The 24,403-nt window shown below is 31.4% G+C and carries 22 protein-coding genes; 2 read left to right on the top strand and 20 right to left on the bottom strand.

Features of this window, described 5'->3' with window-relative positions; all coding sequences use genetic code 11:
* Positions 1–103 precede the first annotated feature (103 nt).
* From CD29_RS17570 to CD29_RS17550, 5 genes are all read right to left on the bottom strand, one after another.
* Positions 104–1,147, bottom strand: coding sequence for a metal ABC transporter solute-binding protein, Zn/Mn family (locus tag CD29_RS17570; protein ID WP_036189842.1), 1,044 nt, complete (start codon positions 1,145–1,147; stop codon positions 104–106).
* Positions 1,148–1,400: 253 nt separating this feature from the next.
* Complete coding sequence (locus CD29_RS17565) at positions 1,401–1,769, bottom strand: hypothetical protein (RefSeq protein WP_036189841.1); 369 nt, start codon at positions 1,767–1,769, stop codon at positions 1,401–1,403.
* 220 nt (positions 1,770–1,989) lie between these two features.
* On the bottom strand, positions 1,990–4,173 hold the full coding sequence (locus CD29_RS17560) for a copper-translocating P-type ATPase (RefSeq protein WP_081976305.1): 2,184 nt from the start codon (positions 4,171–4,173) through the stop codon (positions 1,990–1,992).
* Between the two features lie 161 nt (positions 4,174–4,334).
* Positions 4,335–5,531 carry a methyl-accepting chemotaxis protein gene (locus CD29_RS17555; RefSeq protein WP_169716203.1) on the bottom strand — a complete coding sequence of 399 codons (1,197 nt, stop codon included), beginning with the start codon at positions 5,529–5,531 and terminating at the stop codon, positions 4,335–4,337.
* A 552-nt stretch (positions 5,532–6,083) separates the two neighbouring features.
* On the bottom strand, positions 6,084–6,500 hold the full coding sequence (locus CD29_RS17550) for a rhodanese-like domain-containing protein (RefSeq protein WP_036189840.1): 417 nt from the start codon (positions 6,498–6,500) through the stop codon (positions 6,084–6,086).
* 385 nt (positions 6,501–6,885) lie between these two features.
* Here CD29_RS17550 and CD29_RS17545 point away from each other — a divergent pair, with 385 nt between their 5' ends.
* Positions 6,886–7,800: a C40 family peptidase gene (locus tag CD29_RS17545; RefSeq protein WP_036189838.1), complete on the top strand. Its 915-nt coding sequence runs from the start codon at positions 6,886–6,888 to the stop codon at positions 7,798–7,800.
* Between the two features lie 343 nt (positions 7,801–8,143).
* On the opposite strand, the gene lgt is transcribed toward CD29_RS17545, so the two are convergent.
* The 5 genes from lgt to CD29_RS17520 all read right to left on the bottom strand — a co-directional run bounded on the left by lgt (position 8,144) and on the right by CD29_RS17520 (position 12,501).
* Positions 8,144–8,959: a prolipoprotein diacylglyceryl transferase gene (lgt, locus tag CD29_RS17540; protein ID WP_036189837.1), complete on the bottom strand. Its 816-nt coding sequence runs from the start codon at positions 8,957–8,959 to the stop codon at positions 8,144–8,146.
* A gap of 50 nt (positions 8,960–9,009) precedes the next feature.
* Positions 9,010–9,225 carry a DUF2933 domain-containing protein gene (locus CD29_RS17535; RefSeq protein ID WP_036189836.1) on the bottom strand — a complete coding sequence of 72 codons (216 nt, stop codon included), beginning with the start codon at positions 9,223–9,225 and terminating at the stop codon, positions 9,010–9,012.
* A gap of 438 nt (positions 9,226–9,663) precedes the next feature.
* The gene (locus CD29_RS17530) at positions 9,664–10,005 is read right to left on the bottom strand and encodes a four-helix bundle copper-binding protein (protein WP_036189835.1); all 342 of its coding nucleotides are present in this window, start codon (positions 10,003–10,005) and stop codon (positions 9,664–9,666) included.
* 148 nt (positions 10,006–10,153) lie between these two features.
* Entirely contained in the window at positions 10,154–11,068 is a 915-nt protein-coding gene (locus CD29_RS17525; RefSeq protein WP_036189834.1) for a cupredoxin domain-containing protein, read from the bottom strand.
* 227 nt (positions 11,069–11,295) lie between these two features.
* A complete protein-coding gene (locus CD29_RS17520; protein ID WP_197061781.1) occupies positions 11,296–12,501 on the bottom strand; it encodes a D-alanyl-D-alanine carboxypeptidase family protein in 1,206 nt (401 codons plus the stop codon).
* Positions 12,502–12,971: 470 nt separating this feature from the next.
* Between CD29_RS17520 and CD29_RS17515 the strand changes: the two genes are divergently transcribed.
* Complete coding sequence (locus tag CD29_RS17515; RefSeq protein ID WP_036189833.1) at positions 12,972–13,277, top strand: hypothetical protein; 306 nt, start codon at positions 12,972–12,974, stop codon at positions 13,275–13,277.
* 220 nt (positions 13,278–13,497) lie between these two features.
* On the opposite strand, the gene CD29_RS17510 is transcribed toward CD29_RS17515, so the two are convergent.
* The 10 genes from CD29_RS17510 to CD29_RS17465 form a co-directional block, all read right to left on the bottom strand.
* On the bottom strand, positions 13,498–14,232 hold the full coding sequence (locus CD29_RS17510) for an urease accessory protein UreH domain-containing protein (protein ID WP_036189832.1): 735 nt from the start codon (positions 14,230–14,232) through the stop codon (positions 13,498–13,500).
* A gap of 22 nt (positions 14,233–14,254) precedes the next feature.
* Complete coding sequence (locus CD29_RS17505; protein ID WP_036189830.1) at positions 14,255–15,178, bottom strand: F510_1955 family glycosylhydrolase; 924 nt, start codon at positions 15,176–15,178, stop codon at positions 14,255–14,257.
* A gap of 13 nt (positions 15,179–15,191) precedes the next feature.
* The gene (locus tag CD29_RS17500; protein ID WP_036189852.1) at positions 15,192–15,869 is read right to left on the bottom strand and encodes a response regulator transcription factor; all 678 of its coding nucleotides are present in this window, start codon (positions 15,867–15,869) and stop codon (positions 15,192–15,194) included.
* Between the two features lie 25 nt (positions 15,870–15,894).
* A complete protein-coding gene (locus CD29_RS17495) occupies positions 15,895–17,256 on the bottom strand; it encodes a HAMP domain-containing sensor histidine kinase (protein ID WP_036189828.1) in 1,362 nt (453 codons plus the stop codon).
* Positions 17,257–17,324: 68 nt separating this feature from the next.
* Positions 17,325–17,858 carry a thiol-disulfide oxidoreductase ResA gene (gene resA / locus CD29_RS17490; protein WP_036189826.1) on the bottom strand — a complete coding sequence of 178 codons (534 nt, stop codon included), beginning with the start codon at positions 17,856–17,858 and terminating at the stop codon, positions 17,325–17,327.
* A 42-nt stretch (positions 17,859–17,900) separates the two neighbouring features.
* A complete protein-coding gene (locus tag CD29_RS17485) occupies positions 17,901–18,611 on the bottom strand; it encodes a cytochrome c biogenesis CcdA family protein (protein WP_036189824.1) in 711 nt (236 codons plus the stop codon).
* A gap of 414 nt (positions 18,612–19,025) precedes the next feature.
* On the bottom strand, positions 19,026–19,643 hold the full coding sequence (locus CD29_RS17480; RefSeq protein ID WP_036189822.1) for an NAD(P)/FAD-dependent oxidoreductase: 618 nt from the start codon (positions 19,641–19,643) through the stop codon (positions 19,026–19,028).
* A 471-nt stretch (positions 19,644–20,114) separates the two neighbouring features.
* On the bottom strand, positions 20,115–21,710 hold the full coding sequence (locus CD29_RS17475) for a UvrD-helicase domain-containing protein (protein WP_036189820.1): 1,596 nt from the start codon (positions 21,708–21,710) through the stop codon (positions 20,115–20,117).
* Complete coding sequence (locus CD29_RS17470) at positions 21,691–23,619, bottom strand: ATP-dependent nuclease (protein WP_036189818.1); 1,929 nt, start codon at positions 23,617–23,619, stop codon at positions 21,691–21,693. The genes CD29_RS17475 and CD29_RS17470 overlap by 20 nt, the downstream gene beginning before the upstream one ends.
* Positions 23,620–23,898: 279 nt before the next feature.
* The gene (locus tag CD29_RS17465; RefSeq protein ID WP_036189816.1) at positions 23,899–24,264 is read right to left on the bottom strand and encodes a hypothetical protein; all 366 of its coding nucleotides are present in this window, start codon (positions 24,262–24,264) and stop codon (positions 23,899–23,901) included.
* Positions 24,265–24,403: the final 139 nt, after the last annotated feature.

Below are 24,403 nucleotides of genomic sequence, written 5' to 3'. Positions count from 1 at the left end.
TCAAGTATGTTCATTGTAACCCTTAGCCCTACTTATAATTTAAATATCTTGTAACTTGTTATTAAGTATTCTAATCATATTTAAGTTACTTAAGTAGAAGTAATTATTGATTCCCCAACGCTTTTCTTAAAGTTTCAATATTTTGTTTCATTAAAGTGAAATACGTTTCATTATTCGCAATATCTTCTTTGGTAAGGACACTTAGGTTATGCAATGTAAGTGATTCAGCTCCAATTTCAGATTGTATAATCTCAGCTAATTTAGAAGATACATTTTGCTCAAATAAAACATATTCAATTTTTAAATCTTCTGCTAAAGCAACAACTTCTAATAATTCTTTTTGTGATGGTTCATTTTGTGAATTCAGACCAGCAATTGGTACTTGTTGCAAACCATATTCCCCAGCAATATATCCAAAAGCAGCGTGTGATACAAAAAATGTTCGTGTATTAGCTTGGGCCACCATATCTTTAAACTGAATATCTAGTGTTTCTAACTCGTTAACTAATTTTTGATAATTTGCTTCAAACTTATCAGCCTGTTCTGGCATTTTTTCTGTAAGTGCACTCTTTATGGCTAATGCAAGATCTGCAGAAAGAGATGTAGAAAGCCATACATGAGCATCAATTTCATTATGTTCTGTATGTACATCTTCAGATTCACTTGTTACTTCCTCATCATTGTGTGCTTCTTCAACTTGGGTGCCTTCATCTTCCTCCGAATGTGCGACTTGTGAATCGCCGGTGCTTATATTAAGCTTTTCATTAGGTATATTGGCTGTTGTAGCAACAAACTCTACTTTTTCATTTTTTAATGTCTCTTGTGCATTTTCAATAAAACCTTCAAGACCAAAACCGATGTAGAATATCAAATCTGACTCTGCTAACTTAATCATATCTTGTTGCGTTGGCTCAAATGAATGCTCATTTGCTCCTGGGGGATAAACAGATGACACTTTAACAAATTCTCCACCAATACGTTGTGTAAAATAACTTAATGGATATACCGTTGTATAAACCTGTAATTTTGTTTCTTCTTCAGAACTTTCATTCCCCTGTTCGTTCCGCGCAGTTTCATTGCTACATGCCGCTAGTAGAACAAAGCAAAGAATCAACAGTGTAAATATATAATTTCTCAACTTTTTCACCCTTCCAAATAGTAATGATTACTATTAACAAAACAAATAATAACCAATTACTTTACATAGTGCAACTATTAAATTTTTAATTCTATGAAAAAGATCACACTATAAAGGTAATAGTTGGATTTAGGAACCAGCTGTGAAATTTTATTCGAAGTAATTTGTGAGGAATAACACTTAAAGTAATGGGGATTTTGTTGAAAGTAAAAATTTAAATTAGCCTTGCTAATAATAGATTAACAAGGCTATTTCTCAATCATTAATTTATGAAATAAACATACATTGTAAACATCATAGCTATCAAAATCCCAACTCCCAGAATTGAATATCCTATCCATTTAATGTCATCTACTTTTTGAAATTTTAGATATTCTTTATAATTGATCTCTCCCTTTGCAAACCTTAAGCCAAAGTCATCAGGATTAACAGTAAAATAATTTTTATTCTCATCTTCTAGAATTATTTTAGTAATAAGGTCATTACTATTAAATTGTGAAGTTTGAAATTGAGGTTCCCAACAATAACCCTCTGAAAATTCCACTCTCGCTACGTTGTACAAAGAATTTTTACGTATTTCCTCAAATACTCGATATGAATGATTTTCGATAAAGTCGTTATTTATACACATGTTCTCACCTCTTTTTTCTTTTTAGTATTTGTTCATTATTTTATTTATTATATGCTGAATAACCGTAAATAGGGGGTTAATATTCATATTAAAAATAATGAAAGAAAATTCGCCTAAAATGATTATTAAGCGAATTTTTTTGATACTTTCAATTGCCATATTTATTCCACATACATATTTAGAAAATCTTCTTGCGAAATTATTGTAATTATTTACCGAATTAGTCAATTCTCAATAGTTGAGCATTAATCGCACAGATTATAGTACTTAATGACATAACCGCAGCCCCAATTGCCGGTGTGATCACAATACCTGCACTAATAAGAACCCCTGCTGCTAGTGGGATGGCAATAATATTATATCCTGCAGCCCAAATTAAGTTCTGAATCATTTTTATCCGACTTGCCCTAGAAAGTTTTAAAGTGCTTAAAATATCTACTGGGTTACTATTAACTAGGACAACATCTGCAGTTTCAATTGCAACATCTGTTCCCGCTCCAATAGCAATACCTAAATCAGCTTCAGCTAAAGCTGGTGCATCATTTACACCGTCTCCAACCATCGCAACTTTTTTGCCACCCTCTTTTAATTCTCTCACATTATTTGATTTTTCATGTGGTAATACTTCAGCAATCACCTTTGTCATTCCAAGCTTTTCACCTACATAATGCGCTACGCGACTATTATCACCAGTCATCATGACAGTATCAATTCCAAGATTATTTAATTCTTTTATAACCTTATAAGATGATTCTCGAATAATATCTGCTAATGCAATCATTCCCTGAAGCGTATTATCCTTTAATACGAAAATAACTGTTTTCCCTTGTTGTGCAAGTTTTTCATAAGTTTCTATATCAAAGGAAATATTATTTTCTCTTAATACACCCGGACTAACAATGGCAATTTCAGAATTATTAATTTTCGCAACAAGTCCTTTACCCGTTAGGTTTTGATAATTCGATACTTTATATAGTTCTAAATCTCGTTTCTTACCTTCTTTTACAATACCTTTTGCAATCGGGTGTTCAGATTGCGTTTCCACTGAGTACGCTAGTTTTAACAGTTCCTCTTCACTGATACCTACAGTTGGATGAATATCTGTAACACCAAAATTACCTTCAGTTAATGTACCAGTTTTATCAAATACAATACGATTGATTCTAAAAGCACTTTCAAAAGAGGTACGATTACGGATTAACAAGCCATTTTTTGCAGCAATTGATGTTGATCTAGATGTTACTAGTGGAGTAGCTAAACCTAATGCATGAGGACAAGCAATAATTAATACTGTCACCATTCGCTCTAAAGCAGTATCAAAGTCACCAGTTGTCCACCAATATGCGAGTGTGATAATACCTGCAACAATCGCAACATAGAATAACCATTTTGCAGCAGTGTCAGCAAATCCTTGTGCTTTAGATTTCGTTTTTTCTGCATCACTTACTAATTGGATAACTTGAGCAAGATATGTTTCACTACCTGTTTTACTAACGTTTATTTTTAAAATACCTTCACCATTAATGGACCCACCAATAGCTTCCATTCCCATAGTTTTTTCTACAGGAACTGATTCCCCAGTTAACATTGATTCATCCACTGTTGAGTGGCCTTCAAATATTTTTCCATCAAGGGGAATTTTTTCGCCAGGCTTTACAAGGATTTGATCACCTGGTTTTAAATCCTCTACAGAAATATCTACAATATTTCCTGATGAATCTATTTTGTGTGCTTCTTTAGGCATTAATTTTATTAGCTCTTCTAATGCTTTTGAAGCTCCCATTATAGATTTCATTTCAATCCAGTGACCTAGTAGCATAATAACAATCAAAGTAGCTAACTCAAAGTAAAAGTCACTACCTTCAATAAAGAATGCTGTTAAAGTACTATATACGTAAGCAGTGACAATTGCTAGCGAAATCAGCAACATCATACCAGGCGCTTTGTCTTTTATTTCACTCCATGCACCGAGTAAAAAAGGCTTTCCTCCATAGAAAAAAACTATTGTAGAAAGTAAGAATAATAAAAATGTATCTCCTGGAAAGTTGACTTCATACCCAAATAGCATTTGAACCATCATGGATAAGTATGAAATAGGTATTGTTAAAACTAATGAGATCCAAAAACGTTTCTTAAATTCTCCTATCGAGTGGCCATGATGTTTGTCATGTCCTCCTTCATGATCATGTCCACCATGGCTGTGATTTTGGTGTTCCGAATGTTTGCTGTGATCATGTACATCGTGGTTATGATGTTCATGCCCTGGATGTTTACTATGATCATGTGCAATATGTCCCTTATGCCCACCATGGACATGCTCACTTTTATTGTGATGTTCATGTTCACTTGGATTTGAATGGTGATGTTTATGATTTTGTTTACCATCTCCATTATCGTTTCTCATTACTATCACGCTCCTTATAGCTGATTTAGGAAGATTAAGAAAAACTACCTACAACCTTCTTGTATTTATATTAATACTATATACCATGTATGGGTATATTAAAATCACTTATTTGGAAATTTATTGGCTATTTTTCGAACTTTATTTATGATTCAAGAATTTTAAATAACTGTAAACTTTTTTGTTGATTCCCTTAAATCTTCAGCAATATTTGATAACGATTCTGTTGATTTAGTTATTTCTTCAATTGCAACTAGTTGATCTTGGCTTGAGGAGGAAACATCAATAGAATATTGAGTATTTCTCCTTGCTAAAGTAGAAATTTGATCTATTGTAAGAGAAATTTCTTCAGCATTTAATGCCATTCTTTCTGCTGCTTGTAATATATTACCCATTTCTCGGTTCATTTCCTCCGTCGATTGAGAAATTACAGAGAATTTTACTTTTGTATCGTTAATAATATCAATACCTTCTTTTACATCTTCAATAACTTTTCTCATTGTTTGCACAGAAACATCGGTAGCCAGTCTCATTTGTTCGATAATCGAGCCAATCTGTTCAGTTGATTGATTTGATTGTTCTGCGAGTCTTCTTACTTCCTCTGCAACAACCGCAAATCCTTTACCTGATTCTCCAGCCCTAGCAGCCTCTATTGCAGCATTTAAAGCCAACAAATTGGTTTGATTTGCTATATCAGAAATAACATTTAAAATTTGTGCAATTTCTTGTGAACGTTTAAGGAGCTCTTGAATAGAAATATCCGATTCACTAACTGAGTTTTGTATTAAGATCATTTGACGAACTGATTTTTCAACTGCTCGCTCTCCATCAACAGCATAGCTTTTCGTTTCGTGGGAGGTATTGGAGACTTCCCCTGTATTATCTAATATTCTTTTAATTCCTTCATTCATTTCTGTAATAGCAAATACCATTTTCTCTATTCCATTCGATTGGTTTTGTGTATCAACTGCAACCTCTCTAATAGAACTTGAAATAAGATTAGAAACTGAATTCGTTGCACTTGCGCTTTTTGCGAGGGTTTCGGAAGAACTAAGAACTTTTATAGAAGTTTCATTCAATTCGCCAACGATATCCTTTAAGTTCCCCAACATTACCTCAAATGAATTAACTAATAAACCTATCTCATCGTTTGATTTTTTTGGTATAGTTACAGTTAAATTCCCCTTAGCTACCTCCCTTGTCACATTCAATAATAATTTAAGTGGAGAAACAATTATCCATTGTAAGAAAACAGCAGCTATGATAGTTGTAAATATAAGATTTATCGCTGTGCTAATATATACACCATATGTAACTTGAACATTATGATTTAAAAACGAAGTTATGTAGTTTGTCAAAAGCATGCTTATTAGGAGCGACATTATAATTACAATATTCATCTTAATTGTTAAACTACGAAACCTTTTGCTTGATTCATTCATAAATAGTTTGAACACTCCCCAAATAATTTTAATTATTACTAGTTTTTTACATAAATAGTATATTACAAATATATGCAAAAACTATCAAATTGTAAAAATAGCCTTCTTTACAAGGTGCATCTTAAGCAGAATTTATTTCATATTGTTAGTCTTTTGATACAAATTATAAAAGTAAATTGAATCAATTACTGAATTTTAAAATCTCTATGAATTAATTTTTAGGCAAATAGATTAAAAAGTCTTTAATGTGGTTTCTATTTAAAAGACTCAAAATGATGTTATTATAAAAGTTCGTTTTTTAAATAAAGCCTATTCAAGACGCTGCATCTTGAATAGGCAAAATTACAATTCAACCATCTAATTAACACCTTCACTTTACTTTCAGTGCGTTTTAAACGGTTAAGTAGTTGTTGTTTATTAGGCTGGACTGTTGTTTTCGTAGTTATCTGCATGACTTCCTCTTTTCAGCTATTTTTCTAGATTCCCTGTCCATTCAGCAATACCTCCCTCGAGGTTAAAAACGTTCTTATAACCATTTTCTAACAAAAGATTTCCGCTTTCCGTCCCCATACGACCTGTATGGCAAACAAAGATAACATCCTTATCTTTAGGTAACTCGGTATATCTTGACTGAATTTCATCAAAAGGAATGTTTATAGCACCGGGAACTCTACTTGTGGCAAATAGTTCGGGTTCCCTTAAATCAACAATAACCATATTTTCCTTACTATCAATCATTTTAGTAAGCGTTTTAGTATCCACTGTTTGTAATTCAGAAATAGTTTCAGAATCCTTATTTGATGACACATATAAGGATGTCGCTATCACAATAAAAGTAACTACTATCAATCCAAACAAAATCGTAAGCTTATTTTTTCTTTTCATCTACACTGCTCCTCGCTAGAATACCTTATATCCTAATCATTTTCTTTTAGTAAATCTTATAATCAATAGAAAGTGGTTTCATTTAACAAACTAAAGTAACGGCTTAGCTTTCAATTACACTATAAATCATACAAGAAAAATATGGATTTTTTATGGAGAAATCATAACTTAAAGATAGTTCTAATGAAAATTTTTAAGATTAAGAACTTTAAAGGTTATTAATTTAACAACTAGTATTTCATAATAAGTGCAAGCTAAACCATTTTTATTACAAAAATGATATTTCTGCATAAATTTGTAATGGAATTGAAAGATTACATACTAAATTTCTATGATATTCTTTCATTAGTAAATTAAAGAACTAGCTTTCAAAAGGAGATTCGACATGAGAAAAAGATGGTTACTACCCATCTTTGCATCTTTTATGATAATTACTGGTATAGGTGCAAATGATGCAGAAGCGGCAACAATATCTGATATAACAAATACAGCAAAAGACTATATAGGCGCTCCTTATAAATTTGGCGGAACGGATATTAATACTGGTGTTGATTGCTCATCATATACACAATTTGTATTTTCAAAATTAGGTATTTCATTAGATCGTACGTCAAGAGCTCAATACCAACAAGGTTCTACAGTTTCAAAAAATAATTTAGAAGCAGGCGACCTAGTATTCTTTAATACTTCAGGGTCAGGTATTTCTCACGTTGGAATATATATAGGAGATGGTAATTTTATTTCCGCTACACCAAGTTCTGGTGTAAGAATTGATAAATTAGAAGATCCATATTATTGGGGCTCACGTTATTTAGGTGCAAAACGTGTGGCAAATTTCACAACAACTACAAAAGGTGAAGTTAAAGATGCAGGGATAGACTTTAGTGTTTATGCATCTCGTGGTGAAGTAGCTCTTCAACTTTCAAAAGCTTTAGCATTAGATACTTCCGATACAAATTCACCATTTTTGGATCTAAAATCCTCTTCTAATTATGCCGGTGCAGCTACAGCATTAGAAAAACAAGGGATTTTTAGTGGAGACGAAAAACGGAAATTTAATGCAGGTTCACCTATTACACGTGGTCAACTAGCCAAAGTATTAGTTGTAGCTTTCGATTTAAAAAAACAAGGCAATGCAGAAATGTTCTCAGATGTTACAACAGCTAATTGGGAATATGATTATGTCTCAATTTTATCTTCAAATAAAATCACATTAGGTAAGGGTGATGGGACTTTTGGTGTAAACGACAAGGTTACACTAAAACAATTAGAACTCTTCTTGGACCGTTTAACTAAATGATATATAATAGGACATCTCATAAGTTTTGAGACGTCCTTTTTTTAGGTTATAGAAATTACTCGAGTTACATTAGAGAGTTATATTTAAGTTTAAATTTCAAAAAGATAAAAGATAAAAATGTAATAGAGTAACATAATTCATTAGTAGTTCAGACAAAAAAACTTCAAGGTAAATACTGCCCTTAACCTATTATAGTTACTATGAAATTTGCGTAATAATTATCCTTAATATCGATATACCTACTTTTCTATTTAGTAAAATTTCAAAATCATGTAAATGAAAAAGAAGAGGCAAACATTTATTTAATGTATTCGCCCCTTGTATTACTACAATATTTATAACCTTACTTTTTTTTATCTGAATATCGTAATGTAGAATAACCGTATTTTCGTCTATACCATATTAAAATTATTGCTATTCCTATTAGTATTAATGAAAGTAATTGAGCAATTCGTAGTGAATCTGTTAGCATCAAACTATCTGTCCTTAAACCTTCTACAAAAAATCTACCTATTGAATACCATATTACATAAGATAAGAATAATTCTCCCCTTCTAGGGTTAAACCTTCTTAGAATTACGAGGAAAATAAAACCTGCAATATCCCACACAGATTCATATAAGAATGTCGGATGGTAATAAATACCATCTATATACATCTGATTAATAATAAACTCAGGAAGGTTTAAATCTTCCAAAAATGACCGTACCACTTCCCCTCCATGTGCTTCTTGATTTATAAAGTTTCCCCATCGTCCAATTGCTTGACCAAGAATAATACTTGGTGCAGCAATATCAGCTAATTTCCAAAAAGATACTCCTTTTTTCTTAGCGTAGATAACTGAAGTGATAACACCACCTATTAAAGCTCCATGTATGGCTATACCGCCTTCCCATATTGCAAACATCTTACTTGGGTTTTGAAAATAATACTCCCATTTAAATAAAACGTAATAAATTCTCGCACTAATAATGGATATTGGGATCGCCCAAAATAATAAATCAGAAAAAATATCTTTTGGTAGACCCAATTTTTTAGATTCTCTTGTTGCCAATAACCATCCTAAAACAATTCCTGATGCGATAATAATTCCGTACCAGTAAATAGTTATTGGTCCAAGTGCTAATGCTACCCTATCTATTTGTTGTATATTATCCAATTAATATTTCACCTCAATCATAAATATCTCTAAATCTTCAAGGTACTATTTTATTTCTTAGAGTACAGCGTATTGATTTCATCTCTTAGTTTTTCATTTTCCCTCTCCAAAGTAGTGATTTTGGACTCTAACTCATTAAGTGAGTCATGAGCTTTTTGATTACCTTTACCATGTCTATGGCCATGTCCATGACCACTAAACATCATAAAAACCATCATTAACGGGCAAATCAGTAGGATTAACAATGGAAACCAATTCCAGTCCATATAACCTCGTCTCCTTATTCATCTAAGATTGATATTACCTCTTAATAATACAAATAAATTATGGAGTTTTTAGGGAGAAACAGCAGACCAAAAATAAAATTTATTAAGTCTATTTAATAGAAATAAAATCCAATATAAATATAGAAAACCTTCTAATCTTGGTACAAATCTGTGCGGAAAATCCTACTTTCCCTATAATGCAATTATAACTGCTTACAATGAGCCTAATATTAAGGGTGCTCAAGCTACATTTGAGGTGCTTATAATACAACTTTGAAAATGGAGATTATATTTCTACTGCAGGAGAAAAAGTTAAAAATCATAAGTGGTTAGTAGAAAGTGAACTATCACTAAAATAATGGTTATTTTCTACTGATTATGCAAAAGGCTTAATAATTGAAAAAAACCCTCCTCAAAGAGAAGGGCTTTAAAAAACTATTAAGCCATATTTCTACATGCTTCTGCACACTCGCGACAAATTTTAGCACATTCTTGGCAATGAGCATCTTGGAATTTTTCACAATGAGTAGCACATGCTTCACAAATATCAGCACAAACTTGGCAATATTGTTTTGAAAATTCACTATTTCTAGATAGGAAACTTACCAATTGTAAACAAATTTTTGAGCAATCAATTAGCTTTTGAATACAATGAACTCTCGCTTGTGCATCTGGTTCTTGTAAGCAGGCAGTAAGACACTCTTCACACGCTCTAGCACACTTAATACATAATTCAATACAATGATCCATGTTTGTAGGTGATGTTGAAAGTACCCCCATAATCAGACCTCCTTTCAAAATTAAATCCACTACACTAACATTGTTTATCTTAATAGTTATTTCTATTCAAATTCATAGCTTTTCTATTTATATTTAGGCAATTAAAAAAATTACCCCTATGAAATAATCTAGAGGTAATTTTTTCAATCTAACTTACTGAAATCCAACCAACCATACCTGATTCCTTATGACCTGGAATTGTACAAACGAATTCATATAACCCAGATTCTGTTGGTGTAAAACTTACCGTTTGTTCCTTTTTAGGACCAGCATGTAAATGAATTACATTTTCATTTTCACCATGATTGTGACTTGTTTTCTCATCCTTATTACTAGTTGGAATTTTAACTTCTAAATCATGTTCTATTTTATCTTGATTTTTAAGAATAATCGTAACCGGTTCATTTTGTTGCAGAACTAAATTTGACGGAAAATACTTCATATTTTTAGTCTCGATTGTAAATAAAGTAGACCCGTGTTGTTTGGAAGATCGCTCATCCGAATTATGATTATGTGATTCCTGTGATTTAAAATTGATTTGTTTTTCTGCGTATGAAACCCCCCCTATGAAATAAAAGGAAATCAAAGCTAAAATTACAAGTGGTTTCAAAACCCAAAACTTATTACTCGTGTCTTTTAAATTATTTCTCTTAGAAAATATCGCAAATAAAAATATAGTTAAGATGGATAGCAATAAAAAAATTCTAACTAGAGGAATAATTTGCTCGAGACTAACCATTTCACCTAACATGGCACCCATCATCCCACCCATTAGTCCAGACATTATTCCTTCTAATGCAGCGAGAATCCCAAAAACACTTCCACAAATAAGTCCAATAATTAACCCAGATAAAATTGAAACTACTGTTGATAAAAACAAATTCCCCTGAAATAAACCACCAAAAAGAGTACCAATTGTTAATCCAAAATTCATACTATAAAACATAATAATACTCATTCCATGCATGGGTTTAATATTCTTCTTTAAAATTCTTGATAATAAAATGACAATTACTGTTAAGATTAATAATGAAACTAAAATAAATAACTGATAGTATCCCACAAATCCATCCTTTAAAATAATCGATTTATTAATTCATATCAAATTATATTAAATACCCTTTAGAGGTATGCCCACAACCTTTAAATTACATAAAAATTTCATTAAAAACATTGACAAATTATTTGGATAATATCTTTTACGCAAAAAAATAGCTTGAAGAAATAACTATATTCAAGCTATTATGGCTAATTAAACATCTACAAATAATTGATTTTAATTTTAGTTTTTTAGTAGTACATTTTTTTATTAAAGTTTCTATAGAACCATCTGCTTATCATTAATAAGGCAAGAACAAACATTGTAAAAAATAAAACATATATAAATGTATAATTGCTGTGATCTTTTATTTGACTATCCTTGGTTTCTGATACATTTTTATCATCAAGAGTCGTAATTCTCTCTAACTGAAATGTGGCAATTACATCTTGGAAGTCGTTTTTTAATTCTAATAAACCATCATTAGTTATCTGTTGATGAATCTTTTCATTTTTAGAAATCGTATAAATAAGAATATCATTATTTATATATTCCTCGTTATTGATTCCAAACAATTGGCCTTCGGAAATACTCTCAACATTAAAATTGTCAAAACCATAATCAAGTAGGTCTACTGTATCGTGATATGCAATATCTTCTGATGGGGCATTAAGAGTAACGGCAATTAATGAAAGTTCTCCCCTTGTTGCAGTAGTAACTAAAGTAATACCAGACTCAACAACATAACCAGTTTTTCCTCCAGTAATCCCATCATATGGTTGTTGCCTCATTAATTTGTGATGGGTATATATGGTTGTATCCCATGACTTCCCATTCCACTTTAGTTCCTTTGTCCCAAATATTTCTCGGAAGTCTCTATTTTTCATTGCATATTTTGTAATCAAAGCGAGATCACGGGCAGTAGTTTGGTGTTCCGGATGGTATAGACCATGTGGATTAACAAAGTTTGTATTTTGAAGTCCTAAATCCTTTAAATACCGATTTAAACTAGTTGCGAACCCCTCTACCGATCCATCCAAATGTTCTGCGATTGCCACACCTGCATCATTCCCAGAATTGATTAGAAGCCCCTGAATAAGCCTTTTTAATGTTATTTTTTCTCCTTCTTCTAAATAAACTCTAGTACCAACTACTTCCCTTGCATTGTGACTGATCGTTACAAGGTCATCAAGGTTTCCATTTTCAATTGCATAAATAGCAGTGGCAATTTTTGTTAAACTAGCTGGATTCATCTTTTTATCTGGTTTTTTTTCATATAAAGTTCGACCTGTTTTTCCATCTATTAAGATTGCAGCTTCACTTGTAATAAGTGGTTTATCAGGAGATACTGCTTCAATTACCTTATTATTAAAACTGTTCGAAAATATTGAAATGACTATTAGTAACATCAATAATCTCTTTACAAATGAAAATTCAATGCTTATAAATCTGCCCATATGTATTATTCTCCCCATATTAAATTACCTAATGTATTAATGTATTTTAAGAAAAAAATATGAAAAAATTAAGGAGAAATTAAAGGAAATATATAATGTAATTAAAACGTAATACTTCTTATTTTAAATTTACTTTTTAAATAGACTTAGAACCTATAATTGTCCTGGTTGCAGTTAGTATTATTTAAGTTTTAGAAATATTTGTTGGCTTGAATTAAAGATTGATAAAAAATAACTCTAAAAGTCAAATCAAATAATAAATAAAAAGAAAGTATTATGAGCAACGATAGATCAAAATACTTTCTTCTTTGTTATTAAGTATGTAGTCTTTATAAAAAAGTTTAATTATTTTTGTAGTTCTTATTCAATTGAAGCACACGATTGTGGAATTTTAATGCTCCCCCCCATTTCCTTATTAAAGGGTTCTCTTCTTTTCTGTAGAATATTTACAATTAAAGGAGGTGTCATTAATGGGCGTTAAAATCACTGGACTAAACAAACTAAAGAAATTACAAAAAGGAGCTAAAGAATTATCAGAAACTAAATCAATTCCGATTACTGAGTTATTAACGGATACTTTTTTAATAAAAAACACAGATTTCAATGGTTTTGTTGAATTTGAAAATAGTGAAATTTTCAACAAGTATAAAAACATTGAAGATATTCCAGATGACGAAATGGATGAGTTTATTAGAAACAAATCAAACTTCGATTCTTGGGAAGACTTACTCAGTAATGCAACAGAAGAGTATGTTGTTAAGAGGCTTGGCTTTTAGTTTTTTAATAGCAATTCCTAACTTACTACTCTCCTACTATTTTACTTTAACAAGAAAAGGACGATTGCCTTTATTGTGCAATCGTCCCCATTAATTTAAGTACAATTCTACATGAAAAATTATAATCAATTTTAACCTTCAATATAGCCCATTATTGATATATAAAAAGCAAATAAAAAATGCTTATAAATATTCAAGCATTTTTTTGAACCATTTTCACCTATATTCCCCAATATGTGAGCGTATCAAATAACCCAATAATTATAAGAATTACACCTGCTGTTTTTTGTACAAGTTTTCCTATGTTTCTACTATTCTTCATGATTGCTCGTTTTGAATCAAAAGCTTCTAGTAAAGCAAAAATTAGTAATAAAGGAATAGAAGTCGCGAGTCCAAAAACTGCTGGTAGTGCGAAACCATAAGAAGTAGTGACAACGGTAGGCATTAACCAAACAAAAAACAGTACAAACATCGTTGGACAAAATGCGAGTGAAAAACTTGCGCCTAATAAAAAGGAGCCCAGTTTTCCTTCTTTCATTCTTACTGGAATACGATCAGTGATTTGCCCAAGAAATTTCATCTTAAACAAGCCAAGTAGTACTAAACCCGTTATGATTAATAATGGGCCGATTGCTTTTCTGAATATTACAAAGTACTTTGTCAACTCTGATTCAAATGCCTGTCCAAAAATCCAAGCAAGCCAACCTATTAAACTGAAGACAACTACTTTTCCAAATATAAAGAATGCAATTTCAGTCCAAATTTCCCCTTTTTGGATCGTTCTATTTCCATAAAACGTAATGGCACTAATATTTCCGGTTAATTGACAGGGTGCAAATGCGCCAATTAATCCAAGCAAAATTACAACAACAATCGGGGAATGTTCATAGGAATTCAGGAAAACTGAAATTGGTTCGATAATTATTCTACTTATGTCTGATAGAAAACTATACATTTGTAAATTCCATTCCCTTATTTTATTTGGTTAATTCACCATTTGAAGCTAATTTCCCCCAATTAAGTCCATGATCTTTTGTTAAATAAATATTTAAATTATTTGTAACGATTGTTATTTCTTCACTGTTATTTGGATTAGAAGCAATATAGATAATAGGATCTTTCATTATTTCCTCTGGTAGTGAAATATCTTTTTCCTTGGCACTGTCAAAAGTAAATGATTTTAAATAAACATACGAATCATCAAAATTTGTGTAATAGCCTCCAGATTCAGTTAATGTGACGTAAGAAATCATGCTTGCAGAATTAAACTTTACTACGTTTTGACCAAAATCTTCAGAAATGTAAAGTCCGTCTTTACTTCCGACAACAAGTAGTTCGCTTTTTGTTGGATGTGTAGCAAAATTAGAAATATAAGAAGATTCAAAACCGCTTAAAGCAGATGAAGTCCAATTTTTTCCTTCGTCCGTTGAATAATGTAGGCCGCCATTTAAATTTTCTGTCGGCATTTCATTAAATACATAAATTGTATTTGTATTATAACCGGCAGCAAGGTAGTGGAAATCAATTTCCCCATAAAATGCTAACTTTTCAAAACTTGCACCTTTATCGGTACTTTTAATTAGCCCGAAAGGATTTTCAAGGTCAGAACCTTTTCCTGGGTGTCCACTTGCAAAGAAACCATCATTTACAGCTTGGAATCCCATATAATCATGTTTCTGACTACTTGCCTCTTTCCAACCTTCTTCACCGTAGGAATATAATCCTGTATGAGTAGCAATTACAACATTATTTTCTCCATTTATATAGCCTGCACCATGAATATGATCGATTTTATTATTTGTTACATTACCGTATTTAAATTCAGTATTTCCACCAGAATTACAAGCAGTTAATACTAAAACTAGCATTAAAAGACTAAACGTCAGTGTATACTTTTTCATTATTAATTCTCCTTTAACTCCATTTATATCCAATTCCCCAAACTGTTTTAAGGAAATCTTCCGTTGGTAATCCTGCTTTTCCGAGTTTATCTCTCAAATTACGGATATGTGAGTCTATTGTTCTAATATCAGTATCTGTTTCATATTCCCAAGCAGCACTCATTAGTTCCTCTCGTGTAAATGTTTTAGTAGGTCTAGAAATCATAGCTTTTAAAATATTGAATTCCTTTAGTGTCAGTTGAACAGCTAATTCCAAGTAATGTAATGCGTATGTTTCTTGATCCAAATAAAAATCATTAAACTTAATCATATTTTGTTCCTCTTCACCATCTGGGAATCTTCTAAGTACCGCATTTACTCTAGCGACTAACTCCTTTTCATTAAACGGCTTTGAAATATAGTCATCAGCACCAATATTTAAACCTTTAACTAAGTCTTCCTTATCTGATCTAGCAGTCAACATGATGATTGGAACATTTGTGAATTCACGGATTTGTTCACATACTTCCCATCCGTTCATTTCAGGCATCATGACATCTAATAGGATAAGTTGAACTTTTTCTCTCTCTATTATTTTTATTGCTTCACTACCACTCGTAACTTTGATGCACTTATATCCATGTGGAATAAGAAATAATTCAACTAAATCTAACATTCTTTGCTCATCATCAACTAAAAGAATTGTCTGCATTCCGGACATATCAGCACCCCCTTCATTAGATAGTAATGGTAAATGTACTTCCTATCCCTAATTTACTGTCCACACTAATAGTACCACCGTGTGCTTCAATTAACTCTTTTACAACTGCTAATCCAATTCCTGAACCACCATATTCTCTCGAACGAGATTTTTCAACACGGTATAATTTCTCGAAAATAAAATCTAATTCCTCTGACGGAATACCAATTCCAGAATCAATGACTTTAACTACCGTTTTATCCTTTTTCTTATATGCTTCCAAAATTACTTCCGTATTTTCTTTTGAATATTTCAAAGCATTATCTAATAAATTAACAATTATTTGCCCTAATCGAATAGAGTCAGCATATATTGTAAAGTTTTCGTTACTATTTAAGTTTAATTTGATATTTTTCAATTCAAAGGATGGGGCAACTAGTTTACAAATGTCTTCCAGGAATGGTTGTGAATCAAAATAGGTTTTTGTTACCGTAAAAGAGTTTTCATCCATTCTCGCAAGATCTAACAAGTTCTTGACGAGATCCTTCATCCTATTTGACTCTTCTCCAATAATTTCAAGATATTGCTTTCTTTCCTGGTCATTCAAACCATCTCTCATTGCAACATTTGAATATCCAATTAGATAAGTTAAAGGTGTACTTAATTCGTGTGAAACAGAGGCTAGAAACTCATTTCGATCTTTTTTTAGTCTTTCCAAATCATTGGCTAATTTTTGAATAGAAAAAGACAATTCTCCAAGTTCGTCTTTTCCTAATTTAGGCAGACTAACATTAAACTCGCCTTTACTTAATTTTTCAGTAGCTTCTTTCATCCCGATTAATGGTCTAGTAATCACTTTTGATAAAAAAGCGTATAAAAGTAGAAGTATTAAAAAGCTCATTATCCCCGCTATTACGAAGTGAATGCTCAAGTAGCTAACCATTCGATTAAGAGAGTTTGTACTTTGGAACATTACGACATTACCAGATTGAATGTCACTAATTTTGTATGGGTGTTTACTCACAATGTAAGGAGAGCTTTCCCAATTGGAGATTATAATCTCATCTTTACTTCCTACTTTACCTTTTATTAGTGGGAGATATTCTTCTAGTAAGTTGCTATTTATCCCAGAATCTCCTACGATATTCCCCCAATTATCAGTAATAACAACTTCCCTTTCCTCATTCATTTCCATTAGTACAATATGTTTTATTGTAGTTTCAGAGTAATACTCAACTAATACATCTCTATGGTTTGCTCCATTTGATAATAAAAGGGAAAATTCTTCTTCAACTCTAGTATGAACAATACTTCGATGAAGATAAACCATTAAAAAGTATTCCATCATAAGCACTACGATAAAAAAACAAGTAGCTAGTTTTATAGAAATCTTGTTCATAATTATTTGATTCCTCCATCCTCAAAGATAACCTTTTTCTTGAGGATTCAAAAGATTAATTTAATCTGCTATTTCGGCAATATCTGTTCCATATAATTGCGTATAGCCGTATCACTCATTTCACCAGTAATAATTTTCTCTATTTTTCCTTCTGGATTTATAAGCACTGTCGTTGGTAAAGGCCTTACGTTATATGAACCCATTACGTCCTTACGTTTATCAATTAAAACCGGGAATGTCAATTTTTTACGGTCAATGTAGTTTTGAACTACAAAATCCGATTCCGCGATATTCACTGCTAAAACCTGAAGTCCCTGTGTTTTATATTCGTGGTAATAACGATTGATTATTGGGAACTCTCTTTCACACGGTTCGCACCAAGTACCCCAAAAGTTTAAAAAGACACCTTGTCCCCTATAATCAGATAACTTATGTTCTTCTCCATTCATATCTAAGAGTACAAAATCCGGTGCTAAATCGCCAATTTGTAAAACTGCAGCTTTTTCTTTCGTTAAGCTTGTATATATCGTAAAAACTATTGCTGAGAATAGTAACAGTAGAATTATAAATCTTACTACTTTTCGTCTCTTTTTTTTATCCATAATTATATATTATCCTCCTTTATATACCCGTCATGTAAGACACTAAAATCCCGTAAACCCTCCGAAGTATGGTGTTAAAAATGCAATAATCATTGTCATCAGATCAAAGTATAATAGAATACCCATTAGGATCATTAAGATCCCACCTATTTTCATAAACAGGTCGCTTCTTTTCTGAAGAAATTTCATTCTCCCAATAAATAGTGACATGACTAGGAATGGAACTGCAAAACCAAGTACATAAAACAGCATATAAATAATCCCTTGGTTTGGATTTGAAATTCCTAACGCAATTACACCTGCAAGAATTGGACCTGTACAGGGTGTCCACCCAGCTGCAAAACCTATTCCAATCAAAACGGAACCAATGTATCCTTTAGGTCTTTTCTTAAACTGGATTCTTTTCTCCGAACTTAAAAAATCAAATTTGAAAAAACCTAGAATTACTAATCCAAAGATAACCATAAATAGCGCACCAATTTGTCTAAGTAATTCTTGATACTGTATAAATATTTTTCCAATAATTGAAGTTGAAAGTCCTAAAGCCAAAAAAATAATCGAAAATCCAACTAAAAATAAAATTGTATGGATAAGTGCTTTTCTTTGAAATATTCCTTTGTCTTCTTTCAATTCATTAAAGGACATTCCAGTAACATAAGAAAGAAATGCAGGATATAGAGGCAACGAACACGGTGAAATAAAAGATAAAAGTCCCGCTCCAAAAGCAAGGAAGATAGTTATCTGTTCTGCCATGAAATTTTCACAAACCTTTCTTCCGATTTAATGAAATCGATTATTAGTAAACAATTCATTAAGAGTATAAATTATAAATGTGCAGAAATTATGAAGAAAGAATCGATGTATAGGATAATAAACCCTATTCATAAGGATCAATTAACATCTTTCACCAAAATGCACCGCAAACTAAAAAGACGTTTATCCTATTGGATAAACGCTTGATTATTAATATAGTAAACAATCCTTTTTTAAATTAATGGTAGCATGACCTCCCACAACTTCTTCCCTAAGCCATTTCCATAGCCTCATACCCTGAATTTTTAATAGCACTTTTAAATGTTATTTCCACTTTTCCATCAGAATTGAAAGATTCAACCCAATTTACTTACATTTTGTCGATTAATTTATTATGAAATGCAGAAATTTATATTAACTTATTAAATAATCTCTACCTATCCGTTTAAAAAATTTATAGAATGTCTCTCGCTTTTTCCCAAATTCTGAATAAATAGCAATAATTTTTTCTACGGTATTGTATAATTGTTCTGGTGTAAGATTCTCCATCAGCAAGACACCGACCTCGGCGTCTTTCCCCTTTGCTTTTCCTCCAACATATAAATTGTAATGATCTCTAATCTTCATAACACCTATATCGCTTAACATAGGTTCACCGCAACCAATCGGACAACCTGTATACGCAACTTTTAGGGTAAATGGTACTGGTTTCCCGGCTATACGACTATTTAACTCTTTTGCTATCGGCATTCCTTCCTCTTCTTCCCCTTTGCAAAAATTACAGGTTCTTAAACTTTTTACAAAATTCCCAACTGGATAACATACTAATCCTACACTTTGAAATTCCTCTATAATATTTTCCTTTTTTTCTTCCGGGATTTCTATATAAAGTTGTTGGAAGGTAGTTAACTCAAGTTCTTCATCTTCATTCAAATATTTTGATATTGTAACAAGTTGTTTTGAGTTGAGTTTTGCTCCAAATCCTATTCCTCCATTTATGGCAATCTTAATTTTTTTACCACTGTCCTCCATATAATTTACCTCCTCTCCCATTCGTCTACTATATGATGATAAAGTACATAATTAATAGATATTATACACTTGCCACTAAATATAGTAACACGTTACATCAAATATCTAATTTTGTAATTTTACTCTTTGTAAGCGCAATGCGCGTAGAGTCATTACTAGTAAAGGGATTCTTTATACTAACCCCGTTTTAAAGGCGTTTTTCAATGGCAACTTTACTAATATTTCATTAAGGATATCGAGATTGTAGAACAACTTACTAATCACGGTTACGGAATCATATTGGATACCTTTTGGAAACTATCATCAAAGATAAAATGCAGCATACGAGAAGCACTTAGGAGGCTTAAAGAAGATTTATTTTAAATGTTTACAATTACGTTCAGAAAATATTACAAAAATGTACCTAAAAGAGCACAACACTATTATAAGATGAATGTGCCCCTTTAATTTCACCCTGAACAAAACCTATACCTAATTCATATTCTTAAGAGAGAGTTGTTCTTGTTCTTCCAATTGTAAAAAGAGATTCACATTAAATGTGTTAAGTTTTTCTACTGTCTCCTTACCAACAGGTGTAAGACATGCAATACATAGGAACTCTTTCGGCCTACTGAATGCTACATATCCTAATCTACAATTATCTTGCTGATCTAGAAGCCTATTTTCTTTATCGTCCTCGAGCCACATTAATAGTTCTTTTTCATTTTTTGCTACAACTAGTACTGCATCAGCCTGTAGTCCTTTTGATTTATGGATTGTAAGAAAAGAATCTTGGTATTCTTTTAATTCTTTAGCCATATCCTCATAATTATCGGACATTGAATTTGAGAGTTCTTCTACTAATCTTTTTGTTCTATCTTTTATATTGAACTTAACTTCCTCGCCTGTTTCTTCCCTCTTGCGATTAAATGTAGTCTCTACGAAACTTACAAAGTCTTCAAAATCAAAATCTATATTATAATTAATTTCAAAAAGTAATAAAAGACATTTCTTTCTTAGTTCAATTTCTTCCAATCCTAATGCAAAGAGTAACTGATCTTTTTTTATATTATAAAAGGCCGATAAATACTCAAAGATACTAGTGAACAACGGCAAATTTTCTTTCGATTTATGGTTAAAGTCCACTTTTCTATAATTTTTATAAACCTTATTTTCATACGCTAGAAAAAACCTTGTTTTAGGCACTGTTTTACAATAATTACTATTTATACATAAATTATTAAAATCGTTTATAATCGACTTTAATTTAGTTGATTGAATGAACATAACTGGATTCTTAGATGTAATCTCCTTATTTGACCATTCTTGCTGAATACTAGAATGAAAGTGATTAATAAAATTAACAATTGTTTCACTCGATCTATAATTGCAATTCAACTTACTAATAGAATAAGTTTTCTTATTTTGCAGGGAATCTATTGGGTGCAAAGGAACTTTCTTAGCCCCTGAGGAATCTTTTCTTTTTCGGGGCTTATTCCTAAAATTCATTATGCGTTGTTCTGGGTCACCAACCAGTATTACTTCAGAATTTTTCCCCTTTCTTAGGGTATCAAAAATCTCAAACTGAGTATTTGTTGAGTCCTGAAATTCATCTACAAATAGGTACCTAATACGATTGCAAAAACGCTTTTTGGCTTCATCATTCTCCAATATTTTTTTCGAAAGAGTAACTATATAGTCGTAGGTAAGAACTCCTTTCTCAGAAAGTCGATTAACTATCATGTTTTTTTCAATAAATGGGTTCTTTGAAGATTTATTAACCTTAATATCATAATCTGTAATAATTAATTCATTTGGTACTAATCCCAAAACCTTCCCATAGGGTTTTATTAGGAACTTTATAAGGAAACTATGTATTGTTCCTACAAAAATATTTGGTTGGATTGATACCTTTTTTTGTAACCTTTCTAAAATCTCATTTGTGGCAGTATTCGTATAGGTTATAACTGCCAAATATTTATCATTAGGTAATTTGTTTACCTTTTGAATTATTTGCTTGATTAATTCTGTGGTTTTACCTGATCCTGCAGCAGCAATAATCAACGAATTATTTAGTTTGCTCTTCATTTTCTTCCCCCAGTATAAATTTGAAGATAGAAACTATATATTTAGGAATTATAAAGCCTGTACTATCTTTTAATAATTCTTCATGTAAAGCAAATGCAAAATCAGACTTATCATTTTCAATATTTTCGAAGTAAGTCTTAACGTCTATCTGTTTTTCCCAACTTTTCTCTAATTCTGTATACTTAATTGGATGAAGTTGTTTAAACACTTTTAATAACAACTCTCTTCCCTTGTCCTTTAGGTTATATTTAATAATTTCCTTCTCAAAAGTATCATCGTTGATTTCAACAGCAATTACATCGCTATTTATCTTATAGTGCTCTTTTAATTTTTCAGCCCTTTTTTCTGTCTTCTTTCCTGCATCTTTATCAGTTAGCACACCACACTTAATAAAGTATCCATTTTTGATTATTTCAAGAAAATGCCTAAAGGCAACTCCATTAACATTGATTATATTGGAACCAATACTCTCTAATGTTTTTTTAGAATATAATTCAAAGAACAGTGGAACTAATATTTGTTCGGATATGCCCTCAACAAGGATAAGTCTCCTTGCATAAAACATTGATGAATTAGTTGCATCTAAATATTTTTTTAAATATTTAATATGGTCTTGACCTTCTTTTTTATCTGAAAAGCCGTCAAGGATATAATGATATTTTATTTGATCCTTATCCCTATATAGGATAACAAGGTTATCTAAATCAATTGAGGTAGTTATATTAGTTGAATGAGAAGTTATGATAATCTGTGTATCCTTCTTTTCTTCTTCTTCTTTTTCTCCTTCCTTTTCAACCCCTTCGCCCTTAAGATTAATAACCTTACTTAAATTTTTTGCCAGATGTGTTTGTAAATGTGGATGTAAGTGTGCTTCAGGTTCTTCTATCCCAATTACTCTAAATGCTAATTTAGTTTTTTCATCAGTCTGCGATGCTAAATGTGAAAGTACTAAAGAAATAAATAATAAATTATTTTTACCTAATCCATTTCTTTCGATTGAAACAGGATTCTCACCATACACAATACTCAATTTCTTTAATATTTCATTCACTTCTGGGGATGAAAAGTTAAAGTCAATACTGTTTAATTCCGATGGGTTGGATAAAGAAACTCTGTCTAAATATGTAGTTAGTTCCTTTTTTATAGTTTCTAACTTTTTGTTTTCCTTTAATTTCTGATTTAAATCGCCAAGCAATGATTGAATTTCAACAAAATCATTTTCATAATTTCTATTTAAAATACGATATAATAATTTATATTCTCCATTTGCAACTAGTTCCTTTTTTGCATCACGTAAAGCGTCTAGAACTTCTAGTTTTAACATTTTTAAGAAGTATGGATCACATTTATTTGTTGGGTTATTTCCACCAAAAATTATATATTCGTATTGATCAATAGGAAATTCAACATGATGATACAATTCTTCCTTTTTAACCTTTCCCTCGCTCAACAGTTCCCTCAAATTCACAACTTGTCTTTCAACCCATTCTTGTCTTTTAAAACCTGCCCTTGGTTTAAACCAATAAGTAAGTTTAGCCTTAGTAAAGGTCTTCTCATAGAACCAATCGCCTACTACAGCAAGTTGGTCCTCGTCTAACTCATCCAAAATTAATTCTACCCTTACATCAGGAAATTTTATTTTTGATTCATCAATGGTTTCTTCCTCTATAAGATTTACAACTGAATTTTTAAAGATTTCTTTTGTTTTAGAATTGATGTCATCGACATCTAAAAACCTTTTTTTAAACATAGTAATATCTTGACTCAAGACCAAACCAATGCAATCAATAAGGTTTGATTTTCCAATATTATTTTCACCAATAATTGCAGTAAATGGTTTCAACGGAATAGAAAATTTCCCTTCACCGAAATTTCTATAGTTCTTTACACTTAACTTTGAAATATACACGACTAAATAAACTCCTTAACAAAATTAATTTAAAGTATCTATATAGGAATTCTACAAAAGTTTACAAAAACCTCCAATTTCTCAAATTCCCTTTTTCATCATGGATTCCTCCAATAAACAATAGGTGTCACTACTGCTCGAAATCGTGTTTAGACTATAAATTGTTACTAGTGAAGCGGGATTTTTTATCAACTATGTTATATAAGTTTCTACCTTGAAATTATTCTGTTCTGTCTTTGGTTTATCATTTCTATCTACAATTCTTCCTACTACCTAATATTAACTTAGCATTTGTTTCTGGAAATCAATTATGTCGTTTATGTATTTAAGTTCCTCTAAATTACAGTAATACTTGTGTCCATCTTCAACAGAGATTTGCACAGGATAGTGTTCACTTGACCTATCTACTTTTACATCGATAGAACCATGGACTGCTGAATGAACAATGTCACATATATCTTCAACATAAAAATTTCTAAGTACCATTATCAAATCTCTCCTACTAAGAACGAACTCTTCTATATCACCACCATCATAAAGTTCCAATAAAACCGTATTGCCTTTGGCATATGTTATTGTTACCTTAGAGGTACCATTATAAAAGTCATTAATTTCGACTAATTCATCTACACTTAATTTAAGCATTTATCCACCCCCTTTACCGTTTACTTCAACATTAAAGGGGGCATTACTGCATTTTCCAAACAAATATTTTTTGAGATTCGAAAATTCAAGCAATCGAGTAGAGGGAAAATAAGTTAACTTATTTTCGCCCCTCTCACAA

Origin of the sequence: Ureibacillus manganicus DSM 26584 (assembly GCF_000772945.1) — a bacterium.
GTDB classification, from domain to species: domain Bacteria; phylum Bacillota; class Bacilli; order Bacillales_A; family Planococcaceae; genus Ureibacillus; species Ureibacillus manganicus.
This window is presented reverse-complemented; position numbering and strand designations above follow the sequence as displayed.